Here is a 15519-nt window from a genome sequence, read left to right as displayed (position 1 = left end):
CCCTGCAGCCAGGGGCGGGTTTCGTCGGCATAGACGCGCTCGATCATGCCTTCTATATAAGCCGCGCGAATCACCCCCAGCGCCGTACCAAAGCCACCCGTGGCCAGAGCGCCAGCGTTACAGTGGGTCAGCACGGTTTGCAGGTTGCCCTGATGCTTGCGGATCAGCTCCACGCCCAGTTGCGCCATGGTCAGGTTGGCTTCGCGGTCGCTGAGGTGGATCGCTGCCGCCTCCGCTTCCATGGCAGCACGAGGGTCTTCGTTGCTCTTGAGCCGATATAGACGCTCGCGCATGCGGTTCAGCGCCCAGAACAGATTGACGGCCGTGGGCCGCGCGTTGACCAGCAGGTCGAAGTCCTCTTCCAGGGCCATTTGCCAATCGCCGCCCTCGGCATAACGTTCGAAGACCGCCAGCACCAGACCATACGCCGCGGCAATGCCGATGGCCGGCGCGCCACGCACGACCATGCTCCGAATGGCCTCGGCCACCCCTTCAGCGCTGTGATAGGGCCGCCAGCTTTCCTCGAACGGCAGCACCCGCTGATCCAGCAGATATAGCGTGCCGTCCTGCCAATCGATGGCCTTCACTTTCTCCGCAGCCAGTAATCGATCGCGCATTGCACACCCCACTTGATGAAAATTTGAAGATCAGGGCGCTTGGTACATTCGAACCATTTGCAGTGATCGAACCTCAGCCTTCGCGAGCAAGCTCGCTCCCACAATTTGTCTCGGATGCCCGGAATCAAATGGCCAGCAACTGAAAAAGCCGCCGATTATAGCGAGCCGCCCGTCAAGACGCTCGGGTATACTTCGCCCTCCCGTCAAATGCCACTGGATCCCTGTTCTCATGCCCGACTCCGTTGCCCCGCTGGACCTGCTGCTCCTGCCGGACTGGCTGGTACCGGTCGAACCCGCTGGCGTCGTGCTGCAGCAACACGGTATCGGGATTCGTGACGGCCTGATCGTCTATATCGGGCCCAAGGCCGAAGCCTTGCGGCAATACGCCCTGGAAGTCCGCGAACTGCCCGGCATGCTGCTCAGCCCGGGACTGATCAATGCCCACGGTCATGCGGCGATGACGCTGTTCCGCGGCCTGGCCGATGACTTGCCGCTGATGACCTGGCTGCAGGAGCACATCTGGCCTGCGGAGAGCAAATGGGTCAACGAAGATTTCGTCCGCGACGGCACCGATATCGCCATCGCCGAGCAGCTCAAGGGCGGCATCACCTGTTTCTCGGACATGTACTTCTTCCCGAAGGTCGCCTGCGAGCGCGTGCATAACAGCGGCATTCGCGCACAGATCACCGTGCCCGTGCTCGACTTCCCGATACCCGGCGCGCGTAACGCTGACGAATCGCTGCACATCGGCGTCGAACTGTTCAACGATCTGGCCCACCACGACCGGATCAGAATCGCCATAGGCCCGCATGCGCCCTATACCGTCAGCGATGAAAACCTGGAAAAGATTCGGGTCATCGCCGATGAACTGGACGCCGCGATTCACATGCACGTTCATGAAACCGCCTTTGAAGTGAACGAGGCGGTGCAGCAGCGTCAGGAACGTCCGCTCGCCCGGTTGCATCGGCTGGGACTGCTCGGCCCGCGCTTCCAGGCCGTGCACATGACCCAGATCAGCGATGACGACCTGGCGATGCTGGTAGAAACCAATTCCAGCGTGATTCACTGCCCGGAATCGAACCTGAAGCTGGCCAGCGGTTTCTGCCCCGTCGAACGGCTGTGGCAAGCGGGAGTCAATGTCGCTATCGGCACGGACGGAGCTGCCAGCAATAATGACCTGGACCTGCTGAGCGAAACCCGCACCGCTGCATTGCTGGCCAAGGCTGTCGCAGGCTCGGCCACCGCGTTGGATGCCCATCGTGCGCTGCGCATGGCGACACTCAATGGCGCGCGTGCTCTGGGCATCGAAGACCTCACCGGTTCCCTGGAAATCGGCAAGGCAGCGGACATGGTCGCATTCGACTTGTCGGGGCTGGCGCAACAGCCGATTTACGACGCGGTTTCGCAGCTTATATACGCCAGCGGCCGCGACTGCGTGCAACACGTCTGGGTCGCGGGCAAGCAACTGCTCCAGGACAAACGCCTGACGCGAATGGACGAACAGGCGCTGATCAGAACCGCCAAAAGCTGGGGCAATCGCATTGCCGCCAGGGGTTGAGGCAAGGGCGCCGAGCGTTAATGACAAAATTTTGCACGATCACGGCCAGATGCCGGGGTCCGATACCGAATTTCAAGTTTTAGAGGGATCACACATGAGCAACGTCGACCACGCCGAAATCGCCAAATTCGAGGCCCTGGCCCATCGCTGGTGGGACCGCAACAGCGAGTTCAAGCCGCTGCACGACATCAACCCGCTGCGGGTGAACTGGATCGACGAGCGCGTGGGTCTGGCGGGCAAGAAGGTGCTTGACGTTGGTTGTGGCGGCGGAATTCTCAGCGAGGCGATGGCCTTGCGCGGCGCCACTGTGACCGGGATAGACATGGGTGAGGCGCCACTGGCCGTGGCTCAGTTGCATCAACTGGAGTCCGGCGTCAGCGTCGAGTATCGCCAGATCACCGCCGAAGCCCTGGCCGAGGAAATGCCCGAGCAGTTCGACGTCGTCACCTGCCTGGAAATGCTGGAGCACGTGCCCGATCCTTCCTCGGTGATTCGCGCCTGCTACAAAATGGTCAAACCGGGCGGCCAGGTTTTTTTCTCCACCATCAACCGCAACCCGAAGGCGTACCTGTTCGCGATCATCGGCGCCGAATACATTATGAACCTGCTGCCGCGCGGGACCCATGACTTCAAGAAGTTCATTCGCCCTTCGGAGTTGGGCGCATGGAGCCGCAACGCGGGTCTTGAGGTCAAGGACATCATCGGCCTGACCTACAACCCGCTGACCAAGCATTACAAACTGGCCTCCGATGTCGACGTCAACTACATGATCCAGACGCTGAAGGGGGCCTGAGTCATGCGCCTGAGAGCGGTTCTATTCGACATGGACGGCACTCTGCTCGACACAGCGCCGGACTTCATCGCCATCTGCCAGGCCATGCTCGCCGAGCGTGGCTTTGCCCCGGTTGACGACAAGCTGATCCGCGACGAAATTTCCGGCGGCGCCAAGGCCATGGTCTCGGCAGCGTTCGCGATGTCCGCGAGCGCGCCGGAATTCGAGACCTTGCGCCTAGAATTTCTGGAGCGCTATCAGAAGGATTGCGCCGTCCATAGCAAGCTGTTCGAGGGCATGGAGCAAGTTCTGGTCGACATCGAGAAGTCGAAGCTGATCTGGGGCGTGGTCACTAACAAGCCGGTGCGTTTCGCGCAGCCGATCATGGAGCAGTTGGGGCTGGCCGAACGTTCGGCGGTGCTGATCTGCCCGGATCACGTGACCAGAAGCAAGCCGGACCCCGAACCCCTGCTGCTGGCCTGCAGGATGCTCGATCTGGACCCGGCCAGCGTGTTGTTCGTCGGCGACGATCTGCGTGACATCCAGTCCGGCCGCGATGCAGGCACCAAAACCGCCGCCGTGCGCTACGGCTACATCCACCCCCATGACAACCCCGATCATTGGGGCGCGGACGTGGTGGTAGATCAGCCGCTGGATTTACGCCGGGTGCTCGATAACGCTCTTTGCAGCTGCTGACGGCCCTGAGGCTGAACACGCCGGTGGGAGTGAGCTTGCTCACGACGTGGTTCTTACATCCACATCAGATGTAACAGCCGCTGCGCCGCCTTCGTGAGCAAGCTCACTGCCACAAGAAACTCAACGCTCATCGCGAAATCGCCATGCCCCTCCCCCAGTTTGATCACATGCGAAGAGGCCTCCCCATGTTCAACTACTCCGCCCGCCCCGACCTGCTTAAAGGGCGCGTTATTCTGGTCACCGGCGCAGGTCGTGGCATTGGTGCTGCGGCGGCCAAGACCTACGCTGCACACGGCGCGACGGTGTTGCTGCTGGGCAAGACCGAGTCGAACCTGACGGCCATCTACGACGAGATCGAAGCCGCTGGCCATCCACAGCCGGTGGTGATCCCCTTCAATCTGGAAACCGCCCTGCCCCATCAATATGATGAGCTGGCGGCGATGATCGAGGCTGAGTTCGGACATCTCGACGGCCTGCTGCACAACGCATCGATCATTGGTCCGCGCACACCGATCGAGCAGTTGTCGGGCGAGCATTTCATGCGGGTGATGCACATCAACGTCAACGCGACGTTCATGCTCACCGCGACGCTGCTGCCGCTGCTCAAGCTGTCTCAGGACGCCTCGGTGGTGTTCACGTCCAGCAGCGTCGGGCGCAAGGGCCGCGCGTATTGGGGGGCTTATGGGATCTCTAAGTTCGCCACCGAGGGGTTGATGCAGACCTTGGCCGATGAACTGGAAAACGTCGCTTCGGTGCGCGCCAACAGCATTAATCCTGGCGGCACCCGAACCGACATGCGCGCCCAGGCGTATCCTGCGGAGAACCCGCTGAACAATCCGACGCCTGAAGAAATCATGCCGGTCTACCTGTACTTGATGGGCCCGGACAGCACAGGTGTCAATGGGCAAGCGTTCGACGCGCAGAAGAAGTGATACGCCCAAGCCGGGCGTAAAGTTAACTCTGTGGGAAGGCGCAGCCTGTCACAACGCCAGCTACCCCATGAGTTATGCACGCGAACAGACAGGCGAGTTGGCGTTTCAGCGTGACGGCCGCTTCAGCGAGCAGGAGCTTACTCAACTCGAATCCCTGCTGACCGGTCTGGTTTACCCGCTGCGCACCGCCCTGATCTACCGAACTGCCAGCCGGAGCGCCTTGCGCGATCCGCTGACAATACCAGTCGTGGGTCAGCGCGCTGGTAGGCGAATGCCTGCGGCACGCGGCGCTGCAACCCACTAATCCGGCCAATGGAAGCCCGGTCGAACTGACCGTCAGCCCGGGCTGCTCGACGCTGCTGCCGGGGAATTCCCCGACAGTCTTGTGCATCACGCCGACACAGCCCTTTATGCGGTCAAACGCCGAGGCCGTACCGCCTCGAATGGAGGGTTGATCGGCTCAGGCGCGAACTGCGTACTGGCGTTCGCGCACCGGCGCCTTTGCTTCCTGCGGTGGTTCCAAAACCATGCACCGTTCCAGGAACAGGTACATGTACTCGTAGCTCTTGCAGATCGCCATCCTCAGATCTGCCTGCAGTTGCTCACTGGGGTTGTTGCCCGCCAGGGTGCAAATGATTTCCAGGGCTTCCCAAGGGTGGGAATCATCGTATTGCGCATGCATCTTCAGCCATTTCATGGCGCGCTTGCGTATGTCCGGCGGGAACAAATCTGCGTATGTATCTTGCGAACATACGACAGCCGACCATTCGCCGGTCGCGCCCTCGATGGCGTAGTTAGTGGCTGCAATCGCGACGACCAGAGGCTCCGACGAACAGCTGTGCCAGCACCAGTGACTGAGTGCGTGCAATTCTGACGGAACCTGCTGCGCTTGCAGGTCTTCGAGCGTGACCTCATGGGCTGCGCTCCAGTTTACCCAGTAATCGGCATGATTGAGCTCAACCCGAATATTGCGCATCAGCCAGCGACGCGCCATGTCTTCGCCCGGATGACGGGCGAAACGGGTTTTGGTCAGGTTATGCGCCATATAGACCGCAAACTGCTCAACGACAGGCCATCCACCAATGAGATACTGGCGCATGGTCCTGGAACTGAGCCGACCATCCCGCATACGTTGATAAAGTTCATGCCCTACCACGCGTGCCTTGGCTTCACTGCAATCCTTGATCAATTGCTGTGCCCAAGCGGGGTAACTGCTGGCATCCATCAGCGGACCGGTTCTAACGAACGTATCGATCACTGTGTAGCTCCTTATGTTGTATTACATCGGATCGTTCAGCGAAAAGTCCCGGGAGCGCTGAACAACATTGGGGTCTGCCTCGCGGGCCGTGCGTGCAGACATTCACAGGTGAATAATTGCGGTCGCTCGATGACATACCCCTGAGCGTAGTCCACACCGATTTCCAATAACGCCTGCTCTATCTGTGGGCTTTCGACGAACTCAGCGATCGTCTGCTTGCCCATTACGTGCCCGATATGGTTGATCACTTCCACCATCGCCCGGTTGACCGGATCGTCGAGCATGTCTTTTACGAAACTGCCATCAATCTTCAGGAAATCTACAGGCAAATGTTTCAAGTAAGCAAATGACGACATGCCTGCACAGAAGTCATCCAGAGAAAAACGGCACCCCAGACTCTTGAGCTCGTTAATGAACCGAATAGCGCTGCCCAAATTGGCGATCGCACTGGTTTCGGTGATTTCAAAACAGATAAGTTCAGGGGGAATTGCGTAGATCTGGAACTGCTGTCGCAAATATTCGAGGAAGGCGTCGTCACCGATACTGGTGCCGGACAGATTGATCGCACACACCGCCATCGGGCCCTTGCGGTGGTTCTCATGCAGGCAATCGGCAATGATCTTGAACACGCTCTGCACCACCCAGCGATCCAGCGTGGTCATCATCCCGTAGCGCTCGGCGGCGGGAATGAAGCTGTCCGGCAGGATCATGCGACCGGATTCATCGCGCAATCGCAGGAGAATTTCCACGTGACCGCTGCCCCCAGCCGCATCACGGCTCAGCGGCGCGATTTCCTGCGAATAGAGGCAGAAACGATTTTCTTCCAGCGCCATGTGCAGGCGCTGAATCCATGCCATCTCGCCAAAGCGGGTGGACAGTTCCGAATCGTCGTCGTGATACACCTGGACCCGGTTGCGACCCTTTTCCTTGGCCATGTAGCAGGCCATGTCTGCCGAGCGCAACGATGCTTCCAACGTCGTGGGTGTGTTGGCAACGTGCACCAGGCCGATGCTGACGGTAGTTACGAAGGGTCGGCCTTTCCAGACAAAATGCAGACTTTCCACGGTCTGACGCAGCCCCTCGGCGATCTTTTCCGCAGACTCCGGCGAGCAGTGCTCCAGCAGGATTCCGAACTCGTCACCGCCCAGCCGTGCCAGGGTGTCACCCTCGCGGATGCCCTGTTGCAGCAGGGCGCAGATGTGCCGAAGCAATTCATCGCCGGCCGCGTGGCCGCTGGTGTCGTTGACCAACTTGAACTGATCCAGATCCAGAAACATGACCGCATGCCGATCTGCCTGCTGCGCCAGCCCGCTCAAGGCCAGTTCCAGGCGGTATTCGAACTCGCGCCGGTTGGCCAGGCCCGTCAAGGCGTCGTGGGTGGCCTGCCATGACAGATTGGCGATGTATTGGCGCTCCTGAGTCATGTCGTGCAGCACCAGCACCGCGCCACTGACCCTGCCTTCGGTACGGATCGGCGAGCCCACCAGCGCGACCGACACTGTGCTGCCGTCCAGGCGTTGAATCAGTTTGGAATTTTCGCTGCCTCCCCCGAGCTTGCCGCTGAGAATGTGATCGATCAGGGTCGAACTGTCTTTCTGGTCGTTCTCATCGAGCAGATTGAACAGCGCGGCCAGCGGCAGACCGGCGGCCTGACCGGTTTTCCAGTGAGTCATTTGCTCGGCCGCGGGGTTCATGTAGGCGATCAAGCCGTCGACATCGGTGGTGATCACCCCGTCGCCGATGGACTCGAGGGTAATCTGCGCCCGCTCCTTCTCCGTTTGCAGGGCCAGGGCAAACGCATGGCGCTGCTCCAGCAACTTATGGGTGCGCAACAACGCCAGCAGGATCAAAACTACCGCCGTGGTCAGGTTGACCACCACCAGAATCCGCAGGATCACCCGCGAACCTTCGCCCAACGCATCGCTGAAAGCCTTAGCTGCCGGAGTGACACCTTCGTTGATCGCGCTGATGCGCTGCCGCCAGTTCAACACGTCGGCGTTGGTAGCGCTGCCTTCGGTAATGCGCTGGTGCATTTCCCGAGCGACATCGTCCAGCTGCACCAGATAGTCGTCACCGATTTTCCACAGATCGATGGCCTTCTCCAGGTAGCTGAAATGACGAAAATTCAGATAGAGCCAAATGATTCCCTGGGCATCGTCGGGATGGTTACCACCCTGCAGAATGTCTGCTCTGGCGCGAGCGATGTCCGGTTCAGGTTGATCCATCGCCGCCCGCAGGTCATGCCCGCCCTGGGGAATTGCGATGGCCTGGTGGTACTTCAGGTAATTGATCTCGTCACGACTGTTGGCGTAGAGATTCAAATAGTAAATGGCGTCCTTTTGCCCCTTGGACCACAGGCTTTCCCCGCCCACATAGCTGCGCACCGCCGACATCATGTAAAGACTGACGCAGCCGACTAGTGCCTGTAAAAGCACTACGGCGATAAATGGCCAAACGATGCCCAGAAGTCGGGGCTTCTCCAGGATCCGCGTTCGCTTCATGGTGTCCCTTTCATCAGCACTGCCAGATACACCCTTCCCCGATTCAAGAAACCTTCCTCAAACCAAGGGACTCGGCTAATTTCCACGATGCAGCGGGATTCTTCTCACACCTTTGTACAGCAATTCGAGCGCCGTCATACGAAGCAAAGACGTAAATATGACGCTTTTCCGCTTTCCTTGGCGATCCGGCTCAAGCATAGCCCAAGAATTGACGTGTTCCACTGGCGATACGCCATTTGAGACCGGATCTGCAAAAAACCGACAAGCTGTATCAGAGCTGTTGCAGATGACCATAAAGGCGTGCATAGAGGCCGCCGTCGGCGATGAGCTGCTGGTGATCGCCATCTTCGGCAATGCTGCCGCCATCGAAGACCAGAACGCGGTCGGCTTGTTTCACTGCCGAGAGGCGGTGGGCGATGATCAGCGTGGTGCGGCCGCTGAGGAAACGATTCAGCGCTTGATGCAAGCTGTACTCGGTGGCAGCGTCCAGGGCCGAAGTGGCCTCATCAAGAATGACGACCTTGGGATCGGCCAGGACCATCCGCGCGATCGCCAGTCGCTGCCGCTGACCGCCCGACAAACGCACGCCGGAGCGTCCGACGACGCTGTCCAGCCCGTGCGGCAAGGCGCGAATCGTGGCCTCCAGTTGAGCGATATGCAGCGCCTGCCAACAGGCCTCGTCGGTTCGTTCGCGGCCCATGGAAAGGTTGGCGCGGACGGTGTCATTGAACAACGCGGGATGTTGCAGCACGACCGCAACGTTTTCGCGCACGGTCTCAAGGCCGATTTCTTCCAGGCTCGCGCCGCCGAAGCGAATGCTTCCGGCCCGGGCGCTGTAAAGGCCAAGTAACAGTTGCACCAGCGTGCTCTTGCCACCGCCACTGGCACCGACGATCGCGACTTTTTCCCCTGGTGTGATGGACAGATCCAGGTGGTTGAGCACCAACTCTTCGTTGTAGCCGAAACACAGGCCGCGCACATCGATGCTCACGGTTTCGCGGCCAACGAAAGGATTGACGCCCCCCTCGTACTGCGGCTCGTCGGCGCGAGCCAGCAACTCGTTGATCCGGGTCAGCGCTCCGCCTGCGGCATAGAAGGCGTATTGCAGGTTCAGCAGTTGCTCCACCGGGCCGATCATGAACCACAGGTAGCTGAACACCGCGAGCATGTGGCCGATGGACAGGTCGGAAAACAACACCGTGAGCATCGCCGCCGCACGGAATATGTCGATGCCGAACTGGAACAACAGGCCGCTGGCACGGCCCGAGGCGTCGCTTTTCCATTGCGACGACACGGCATAGTCCCGCACTTCCCTGGCCCGTCCGCCGAGCAGACCGAGGAAATAACCCTGGCGGTTTCCGGCACGGATCTCCTGGATCGCGTCCAGGGTTTCGGTCAGCGCCTGGGTAAAGCGCGAGGTGCTGTCGTTCTCGAGTTTCTTGAGGTGTTTGACGCGCTTGCCGAGTTTGACCGTTGCGTAGATCACCGGCGGGTTGAACAGCAGGATCAGCATCGCCAGTTGCCAATGCATCCACACCAGAATCGCCGCCGTGCCGGTCAGCGTCAGCATCGCTACCAGAAACTTGCCCAGGGTTTCGCCGACGAACTTGTCCAGCGTGTCCAGATCAGTCACCAGATGCGCCGTCACAGTGCCGCTGCCCAGGCTTTCATATTCCCCAACGGAAATGCGCTTGAGGCGCTCGATCAGGCGAACGCGGATGCGATAGACGATGTCCTTCGAAAGCCCGGCGAACAAACGTGCTTGTAACACGTTGAACAGCAAGGCACCGAGCCGCAGACACAGCGTGACCACCAGCATCAGGCCGATATAACCCACCGGCTTGTGCAAGCTTGCCGGCAGAAAGTTGTTCATGAACAGCAGCGCGGAATCGCCCTTGCCCAGCAACACTTCATCGACTAGCAACGGCAGCAGCAAGGGAATCGGTACTGAACACAGCACCGCCAGTACGGCAATGCCATTGGCGACCCACAAGGATTTGCGGTGGTGCAGCGCAAGCTTGCGAATCTGCGCCCAGTCGAGACGATCGACGCGCGCGAGCAGGTTGTCGGCAGGGGTTCTGTTTGAAGCTTCTATATCGACCGGATCACGCACTGGCTGCGCGCTCCAGCCAACGGCTGAGCAAAGGCGCCAGTTCTTCCAGAGGCTGATAGCCATTGGTCAACAAGGCCAGTTGGCCCTTGCGCTCGGCGAGCAACGTGGGAAAGCCGGCGATGCCAAGGTCCTGCACCCAGGAAAAGTCCGAAGCGGTGGCGGCGTGCTGTTCGGCGCTGTCGAACGCTTCGGCGAATTCGATGCGTGGGAGTCCGGCGTTCTCAGCAAGTTCGACCAGCACCGAGGCGCTGGTCGTGTCACGGCCTTGCAGGTAAAACGCTTGTTGAATTTCCCTGACCAGTTTCCAGACGATGTCCGGCGCCAGACTGCGCGCAGCCACGATGGCGCGGCAGGCAGGCTCGGTGTCGTAGACAAAACCGTCAGGCAGGGCGTCTTCGAACTTGAACGACTGCCCCGTGGTGTCCTGCACCGCGTGCCAGTGTTCGAGGATATAGCGCTTGGTGGTCGGCTCCAGCGCAGCGCCGCTGCCGGTACGCAGTCCGCCCATCACCAGATGCAGTGGCAGCCCCGCTGCCCTCGCCTGCTCGACCAATGCGTCGGCCACGGACGCGAAGCCCCAGCACCATGAACACATCGGGTCCATCACATAGAGCAGGCGGGCGTTCATGGTTCAAGCCTCAAAGGTCTGGATTTCTTCAGCCTGCTGCACGCTGGATTGGCCGTCGAGCAAACGGTAGTTGCGACCGATCGGATGTGGCTCATTGCGCGCCTTGGCCAGTTCGATCTGCTTCTGCCGGTCGATGGCGCTGCGGCGGGTCTTCTCGCTCAGCGAATCCCAGCAATGCGGGCAGCTGACGCCTGGCGAGTAGTGCTCGCTGGCACGATCATCGACGCTGATCGGCGTGCGGCAAGCGTGGCATTGATCGTAGTCGCCTTCACTCAGGTCATGGCGCACGGTCACGCGATTGTCGAACACGAAGCAGTCGCCACGCCACTGACTTTCTTCCTGGGGCACTTCCTCCAGGTATTTGAGGATGCCGCCCTTGAGGTGGTAAACCTCTTCGAAGCCTTCGCCAAGCATGTAGCTCGAGGCTTTTTCACAGCGAATGCCGCCGGTGCAGAACATTGCGACCTTCTTGTGTTTGGCCGGATCGAAGTTGGCCTTGATGTACTCGGGAAACTCGCGGAAGGTCGTGGTCTTGGGGTCGATGGCGCCCTCGAAGGTACCGATGGAGACTTCGTAGTCGTTGCGCGTATCGATCAACAGCACTTCAGGATCGGTGATCAGCGCGTTCCAGTCCTGTGGCTCGACATAAGTGCCGACGGCCTTGTTCGGGTCCACGCCCTCGACGCCCAGGGTCACGATCTCTTTCTTGAGCTTGACCTTGGTGCGGTAGAACGGTTGCTCGTCGCAGTAGGACTCCTTGTGGTCGATGTCGTCCATGCGTGGGTCGTTCTTGAGCCAGGCCATCAGCCCGTCGATGCCTTCGCGGCTGCCGGAAACCGTGCCGTTAATGCCCTCTTCGGCGATCAGCAGGGTACCCTTGATGCCGTTGTCGACCATGGCCTTGAGCAACGGTTCGCGCATCTCGACGTAGTCCGAAAGGGTGACGAATTTGTACAGCGCCGCGACGACGATGGGTGCGGTTTGGGTCATGTTGCGTCTCCAGGTGGTGACCCTCGCAAAGGGCCTACCGGATGAATGATTCAGATAAAAGCGTGCCGACCCGGCAACGCGGCGCGGATTCTAGCAAAAATCGGCCGCGGGCAGACAGGGTGGTTGATGAGTGGGGGATTGATGCAGATCAAGAAATGCAAGAGGTCTGCACGGTAAGAGCGCTTGGCCGCGATGCAATCTGCCTGCGACCTACGAGTCGACTGACATTCCGCCTTCGCGGGCAAGCGCGCTCCTACGGGATCGTGCAGGCCTGATTCGTCTCAATCATGCCCCCCGGCACAGGTCGGTGACGCGGGCGCTGTGCCCAGTTTCGACCATTCTTCCGGGGTGTAGGTGTGCAATGCCAGCGCATGAAACTCACCCATCAGGCCACCTAACAGGCCGTAGACCTTCTGGTGGCGCTTGACGGCGTTGAGGCCGGCGAATTGTTCGCTGACCACCACAGCCTTGTAGTGGGTGTCGGCACCGCGACTGTGCATGTGGCTTTCATTGAGTACCTGCAGGTACTCAGGCTGAAAGACCGCCAACGCGGATTCGATTCGCTGTTGCATGCTCATGTCAGGCTTCGCTCATGGCTTCTGGAATTTACGGTTTCTTGGCGGGCGCAGCAGGGGCACCTTTGGTGCCAGCCGGGACGAGTTCGTTGGTCATTGACTCAAGCAGCTTGGTGACTGCAGGCACTGCCGGTTGCAGCTTCTCCTGAGTCATCTGGAACGATTGCTGGCTGATCTGCGGCATCTTCGCCTGGACTTTCTTGCCCAGTGGGGATTGATAGAAAGCCACCAGATCCTTCAGCTCCTGTTCGCTGAAGTTATCGGTGTACAGCTTGACCATGTCAGGTTGCAGCTTGTCCCAGCCAATCGCTTTGTCCAGGGTGGCGTTGGCCTGAGCCTGGTATTTTTCCAGCACCGCTTTTTTGGAATCGGGCGCTTTGGTTTCAGCAAAACGCTGGGCGAACATTTGCTGCGCTTGCATGTAAATCGGCGCACCCAACTGATCGGCGTGAGCCAGTTTGAGGAACGCTACAGCACTGGCTTCATGGCTGGCGGTGGCGGCAAGAGCCTGGCCGCTGGCGCATACCAGAGCGACCGCAGCACAGATGGCACGAAGACGGGTCATCGAGTTTCCTTATCTAGCAGGCGAGGCTGAACCCCGAGGCCGGCCATTCTGCGCCCCTTTTTGCCCTGCGCTCAACCCCCGGCGCTACGAGCGGTTAAATCGTCGCCGCATGACAATGACATGCCATGAAGGTTTCACTTCCACATTGGTATTTTTGTCGCACACTGAGCGCGCATCTTCCTGCCGCGCAGCCATTACCGGGAACCGAACTCGCTTGCCGGGTACTAAACTGCGCTATTCGACCTTAAGGAGTGAGTCCAGTGAGCCGTACCGAAACCGATAGCATAGGTCCGATCGAAGTCCCTGAAGACGCTTACTGGGGGGCGCAAACCCAACGTTCGCTGATCAACTTCGCCATTGGTCAGGAGCGCATGCCTTTGCCTGTGCTGCACGCGCTGGCCCTGATCAAGAAGGCCGCCGCGCGGGTCAACGACCGCAATGGCGACCTGCCTGCCGATATCGCACGACTCATCGAACAGTCCGCCGACGAGGTGCTCAGCGGCAAGCTGGACGACCAGTTCCCGCTGGTGGTCTGGCAAACGGGTAGCGGTACCCAGAGCAACATGAACGTCAACGAAGTGATCGCCGGTCGCGGCAACGAGCTGGCGGGCAAGGGGCGCGGCGGTAAATCGCCGGTTCATCCCAACGATCATGTCAATCGCTCGCAAAGCTCCAACGACTGCTTCCCGACCGCCATGCACATCGCCGCCGCGCAAGCGGTCAAGGAACAGCTGCTGCCGGCGATCGCCGAGCTGTCCGCGGGCATCGCCGAGCAGTCGTCACGCCACATGAAGCTGGTGAAGACCGGCCGCACGCACATGATGGACGCCACGCCGATCACCTTCGGCCAGGAGCTGTCGGCTTACGTCGCGCAGCTGGATTACGCCGAGAAAAGCATTCGCGCCGCCCTCCCCGCCGTATGCGAATTGGCCCAGGGTGGCACGGCGGTCGGCACGGGTCTGAACTCACCCCATGGTTTCGCCGAAGCGGTGGCTGCCGAACTGGCTGCGCTGTCCGGTCTGCCGTTCGTGACCGCGCCGAACAAATTCGCGGCCCTGGCTGGGCATGAGCCCCTGACAGCGCTGTCCGGCGCACTGAAGACGCTGGCAGTGACCCTGATGAAGATCGCCAACGACCTGCGACTGTTGGGTTCGGGCCCGCGCGCAGGTCTGGCAGAGGTCAAACTGCCAGCTAACGAACCGGGCAGCTCGATCATGCCCGGCAAGGTCAACCCGACCCAATGCGAGGCGCTGTCGATGCTGGCCTGTCAGGTCATGGGCAACGACACCACCATCTCCTTTGCCGCAAGCCAGGGCCATCTGCAATTGAACGTGTTCAAGCCGGTGATCATCCACAACCTGCTGCAGTCGATTCGTCTGCTGGGCGATGGATGCCGCAACTTCAACGAACACTGCATCGCGGGCATGGAACCGGACGCCGGGAAGATGGCCGAGCACCTGGAGCGCGGCTTGATGCTGGTCACCGCGCTCAACCCACACATCGGCTACGACAAGTCGGCACAGATCGCCAAGAAAGCCTACAGCGAAGGGCTGACCCTACGCGAAGCGGCCTTGCAACTGGGTTTTCTGACCGATGCTGAGTTCGACGCCTGGGTGCGTCCCGAGAAGATGCTGGAGGCCGGCAGCAATGGCTGAGCCGATCAGCGGCGCCACCCCACTGGAAGGGTATGGCAAACGCATTCTGATGGTCATCGGTTCGCCGAAGACCGTCAGCCTCTGTCACGCGCTGGGCGAAGCGTATGCCCAAGGCGCGCGCAGTCAGGGCCATGTGGTGCGGGTGCTGAAACTGGAAGAACTGGAATTCGACCCGGTGCTGCGCGGCGGCTATGAATCGAGCCAGACACTGGAGCATGACTTGCTGGAAGCTCAGCGGGAAATCCACTGGGCGCAGCATCTGGTGTTCGTTTATCCAGTCTGGTGGGGCGGCTTGCCGACCCTGCTCAGCGGCTTCTTCGATCGGGTGTTCATGCCCGGTTTCGCGTTCAAGGCCCACGGTCGTCACCACCCTTCCAACGAACTGCTCAAGGGCAGGACCGCGGAATTGCTGGTGACCCTGGACACGCCCTCGCGCTACTTCCGCTGGGTGTTCAAGGCACCTGCACATCGGCAGATGAAGAGGACCATTATGGCGTTCTGCGGGATCAAGACCACGCGCCTGACGGAGTTCTCCCCGGTCCGTACCTCGACCGAGGAACAGCGTCAACAGTGGATTCATCAGGCGGAGGCCCTGGGCAAGCGCTGATGGATGTCGTCCTGTAGGGGCTGGCTTGCTGGCGAAAGCGGTGGGTCAATGG

14 protein-coding genes and 1 pseudogene are annotated in these 15519 nt (G+C 60.2%); 7 read left to right on the top strand and 8 right to left on the bottom strand.

All coding sequences use genetic code 11. The features are described 5' to 3' along the window. A pseudogene (locus CE491_RS14720) lies at positions 1-617 on the bottom strand (S-methyl-5-thioribose-1-phosphate isomerase); the annotation flags it as partial. A gap of 229 nt (positions 618-846) precedes the next feature. Between CE491_RS14720 and CE491_RS14715 the strand changes: the two are divergent. The 5 genes from CE491_RS14715 (at position 847) to CE491_RS14695 (ending at position 4879) form a co-directional block, all read left to right on the top strand. After that, positions 847-2175, top strand: a complete 1329-nt coding sequence (locus CE491_RS14715) for a TRZ/ATZ family hydrolase (RefSeq protein ID WP_110949052.1) — start codon at positions 847-849, stop codon at positions 2173-2175. A gap of 94 nt (positions 2176-2269) precedes the next feature. Continuing rightward, positions 2270-2968, top strand: a complete 699-nt coding sequence (gene ubiG, locus CE491_RS14710; protein ID WP_110949051.1) for a bifunctional 2-polyprenyl-6-hydroxyphenol methylase/3-demethylubiquinol 3-O-methyltransferase UbiG — start codon at positions 2270-2272, stop codon at positions 2966-2968. Positions 2969-2971: 3 nt separating this feature from the next. Next, complete coding sequence (gene mupP, locus CE491_RS14705; protein WP_110949050.1) at positions 2972-3643, top strand: N-acetylmuramic acid 6-phosphate phosphatase MupP; 672 nt, start codon at positions 2972-2974, stop codon at positions 3641-3643. Positions 3644-3828: 185 nt separating this feature from the next. Beyond that, a complete protein-coding gene (locus CE491_RS14700) occupies positions 3829-4575 on the top strand; it encodes a YciK family oxidoreductase (protein WP_110949049.1) in 747 nt (248 codons plus the stop codon). A gap of 67 nt (positions 4576-4642) precedes the next feature. Continuing rightward, the gene (locus CE491_RS14695) at positions 4643-4879 is read left to right on the top strand and encodes a hypothetical protein (protein WP_110949048.1); all 237 of its coding nucleotides are present in this window, start codon (positions 4643-4645) and stop codon (positions 4877-4879) included. A 156-nt stretch (positions 4880-5035) separates the two neighbouring features. On the opposite strand, the gene CE491_RS14690 is transcribed toward CE491_RS14695, so the two are convergent. The 7 genes from CE491_RS14690 to CE491_RS14660 all read right to left on the bottom strand — a co-directional run bounded on the left by CE491_RS14690 (position 5036) and on the right by CE491_RS14660 (position 13205). Beyond that, positions 5036-5833: a TenA family transcriptional regulator gene (locus CE491_RS14690; protein WP_110949047.1), complete on the bottom strand. Its 798-nt coding sequence runs from the start codon at positions 5831-5833 to the stop codon at positions 5036-5038. A gap of 35 nt (positions 5834-5868) precedes the next feature. Further along, positions 5869-8334, bottom strand: coding sequence for an EAL domain-containing protein (locus CE491_RS14685; protein WP_110949046.1), 2466 nt, complete (start codon positions 8332-8334; stop codon positions 5869-5871). A gap of 271 nt (positions 8335-8605) precedes the next feature. Further along, positions 8606-10396, bottom strand: coding sequence for an ABC transporter ATP-binding protein (locus CE491_RS14680; RefSeq protein ID WP_199885114.1), 1791 nt, complete (start codon positions 10394-10396; stop codon positions 8606-8608). A gap of 43 nt (positions 10397-10439) precedes the next feature. Then, entirely contained in the window at positions 10440-11075 is a 636-nt protein-coding gene (locus CE491_RS14675; protein ID WP_110949044.1) for a DsbA family protein, read from the bottom strand. Positions 11076-11078: 3 nt separating this feature from the next. Beyond that, positions 11079-12065: an oxygen-dependent tRNA uridine(34) hydroxylase TrhO gene (trhO, locus tag CE491_RS14670; protein WP_110949043.1), complete on the bottom strand. Its 987-nt coding sequence runs from the start codon at positions 12063-12065 to the stop codon at positions 11079-11081. Between the two features lie 281 nt (positions 12066-12346). After that, a complete protein-coding gene (locus CE491_RS14665) occupies positions 12347-12643 on the bottom strand; it encodes a BolA family protein (RefSeq protein ID WP_110949042.1) in 297 nt (98 codons plus the stop codon). Positions 12644-12671: 28 nt separating this feature from the next. Then, positions 12672-13205 (bottom strand): DUF2059 domain-containing protein, encoded by a 534-nt coding sequence (locus tag CE491_RS14660; RefSeq protein WP_110949041.1) that lies wholly within the window; start codon positions 13203-13205, stop codon positions 12672-12674. A gap of 260 nt (positions 13206-13465) precedes the next feature. Between CE491_RS14660 and CE491_RS14655 the strand changes: the two genes are divergently transcribed. Together CE491_RS14655 and CE491_RS14650 are read left to right on the top strand one after the other, a co-directional pair. Further along, positions 13466-14860 (top strand): class II fumarate hydratase, encoded by a 1395-nt coding sequence (locus CE491_RS14655; protein WP_110949040.1) that lies wholly within the window; start codon positions 13466-13468, stop codon positions 14858-14860. Further along, positions 14853-15467, top strand: coding sequence for an NAD(P)H-dependent oxidoreductase (locus tag CE491_RS14650; RefSeq protein ID WP_110949039.1), 615 nt, complete (start codon positions 14853-14855; stop codon positions 15465-15467). The genes CE491_RS14655 and CE491_RS14650 overlap by 8 nt, the downstream gene beginning before the upstream one ends. Positions 15468-15519: the final 52 nt, after the last annotated feature.

The organism is Pseudomonas bohemica (genome assembly GCF_002934685.1).
GTDB lineage: Bacteria > Pseudomonadota > Gammaproteobacteria > Pseudomonadales > Pseudomonadaceae > Aquipseudomonas > Aquipseudomonas bohemica.
The sequence above is the reverse complement of the archived record's forward strand: the minus strand, read 5'-3'. Positions and strand labels throughout refer to the sequence as shown.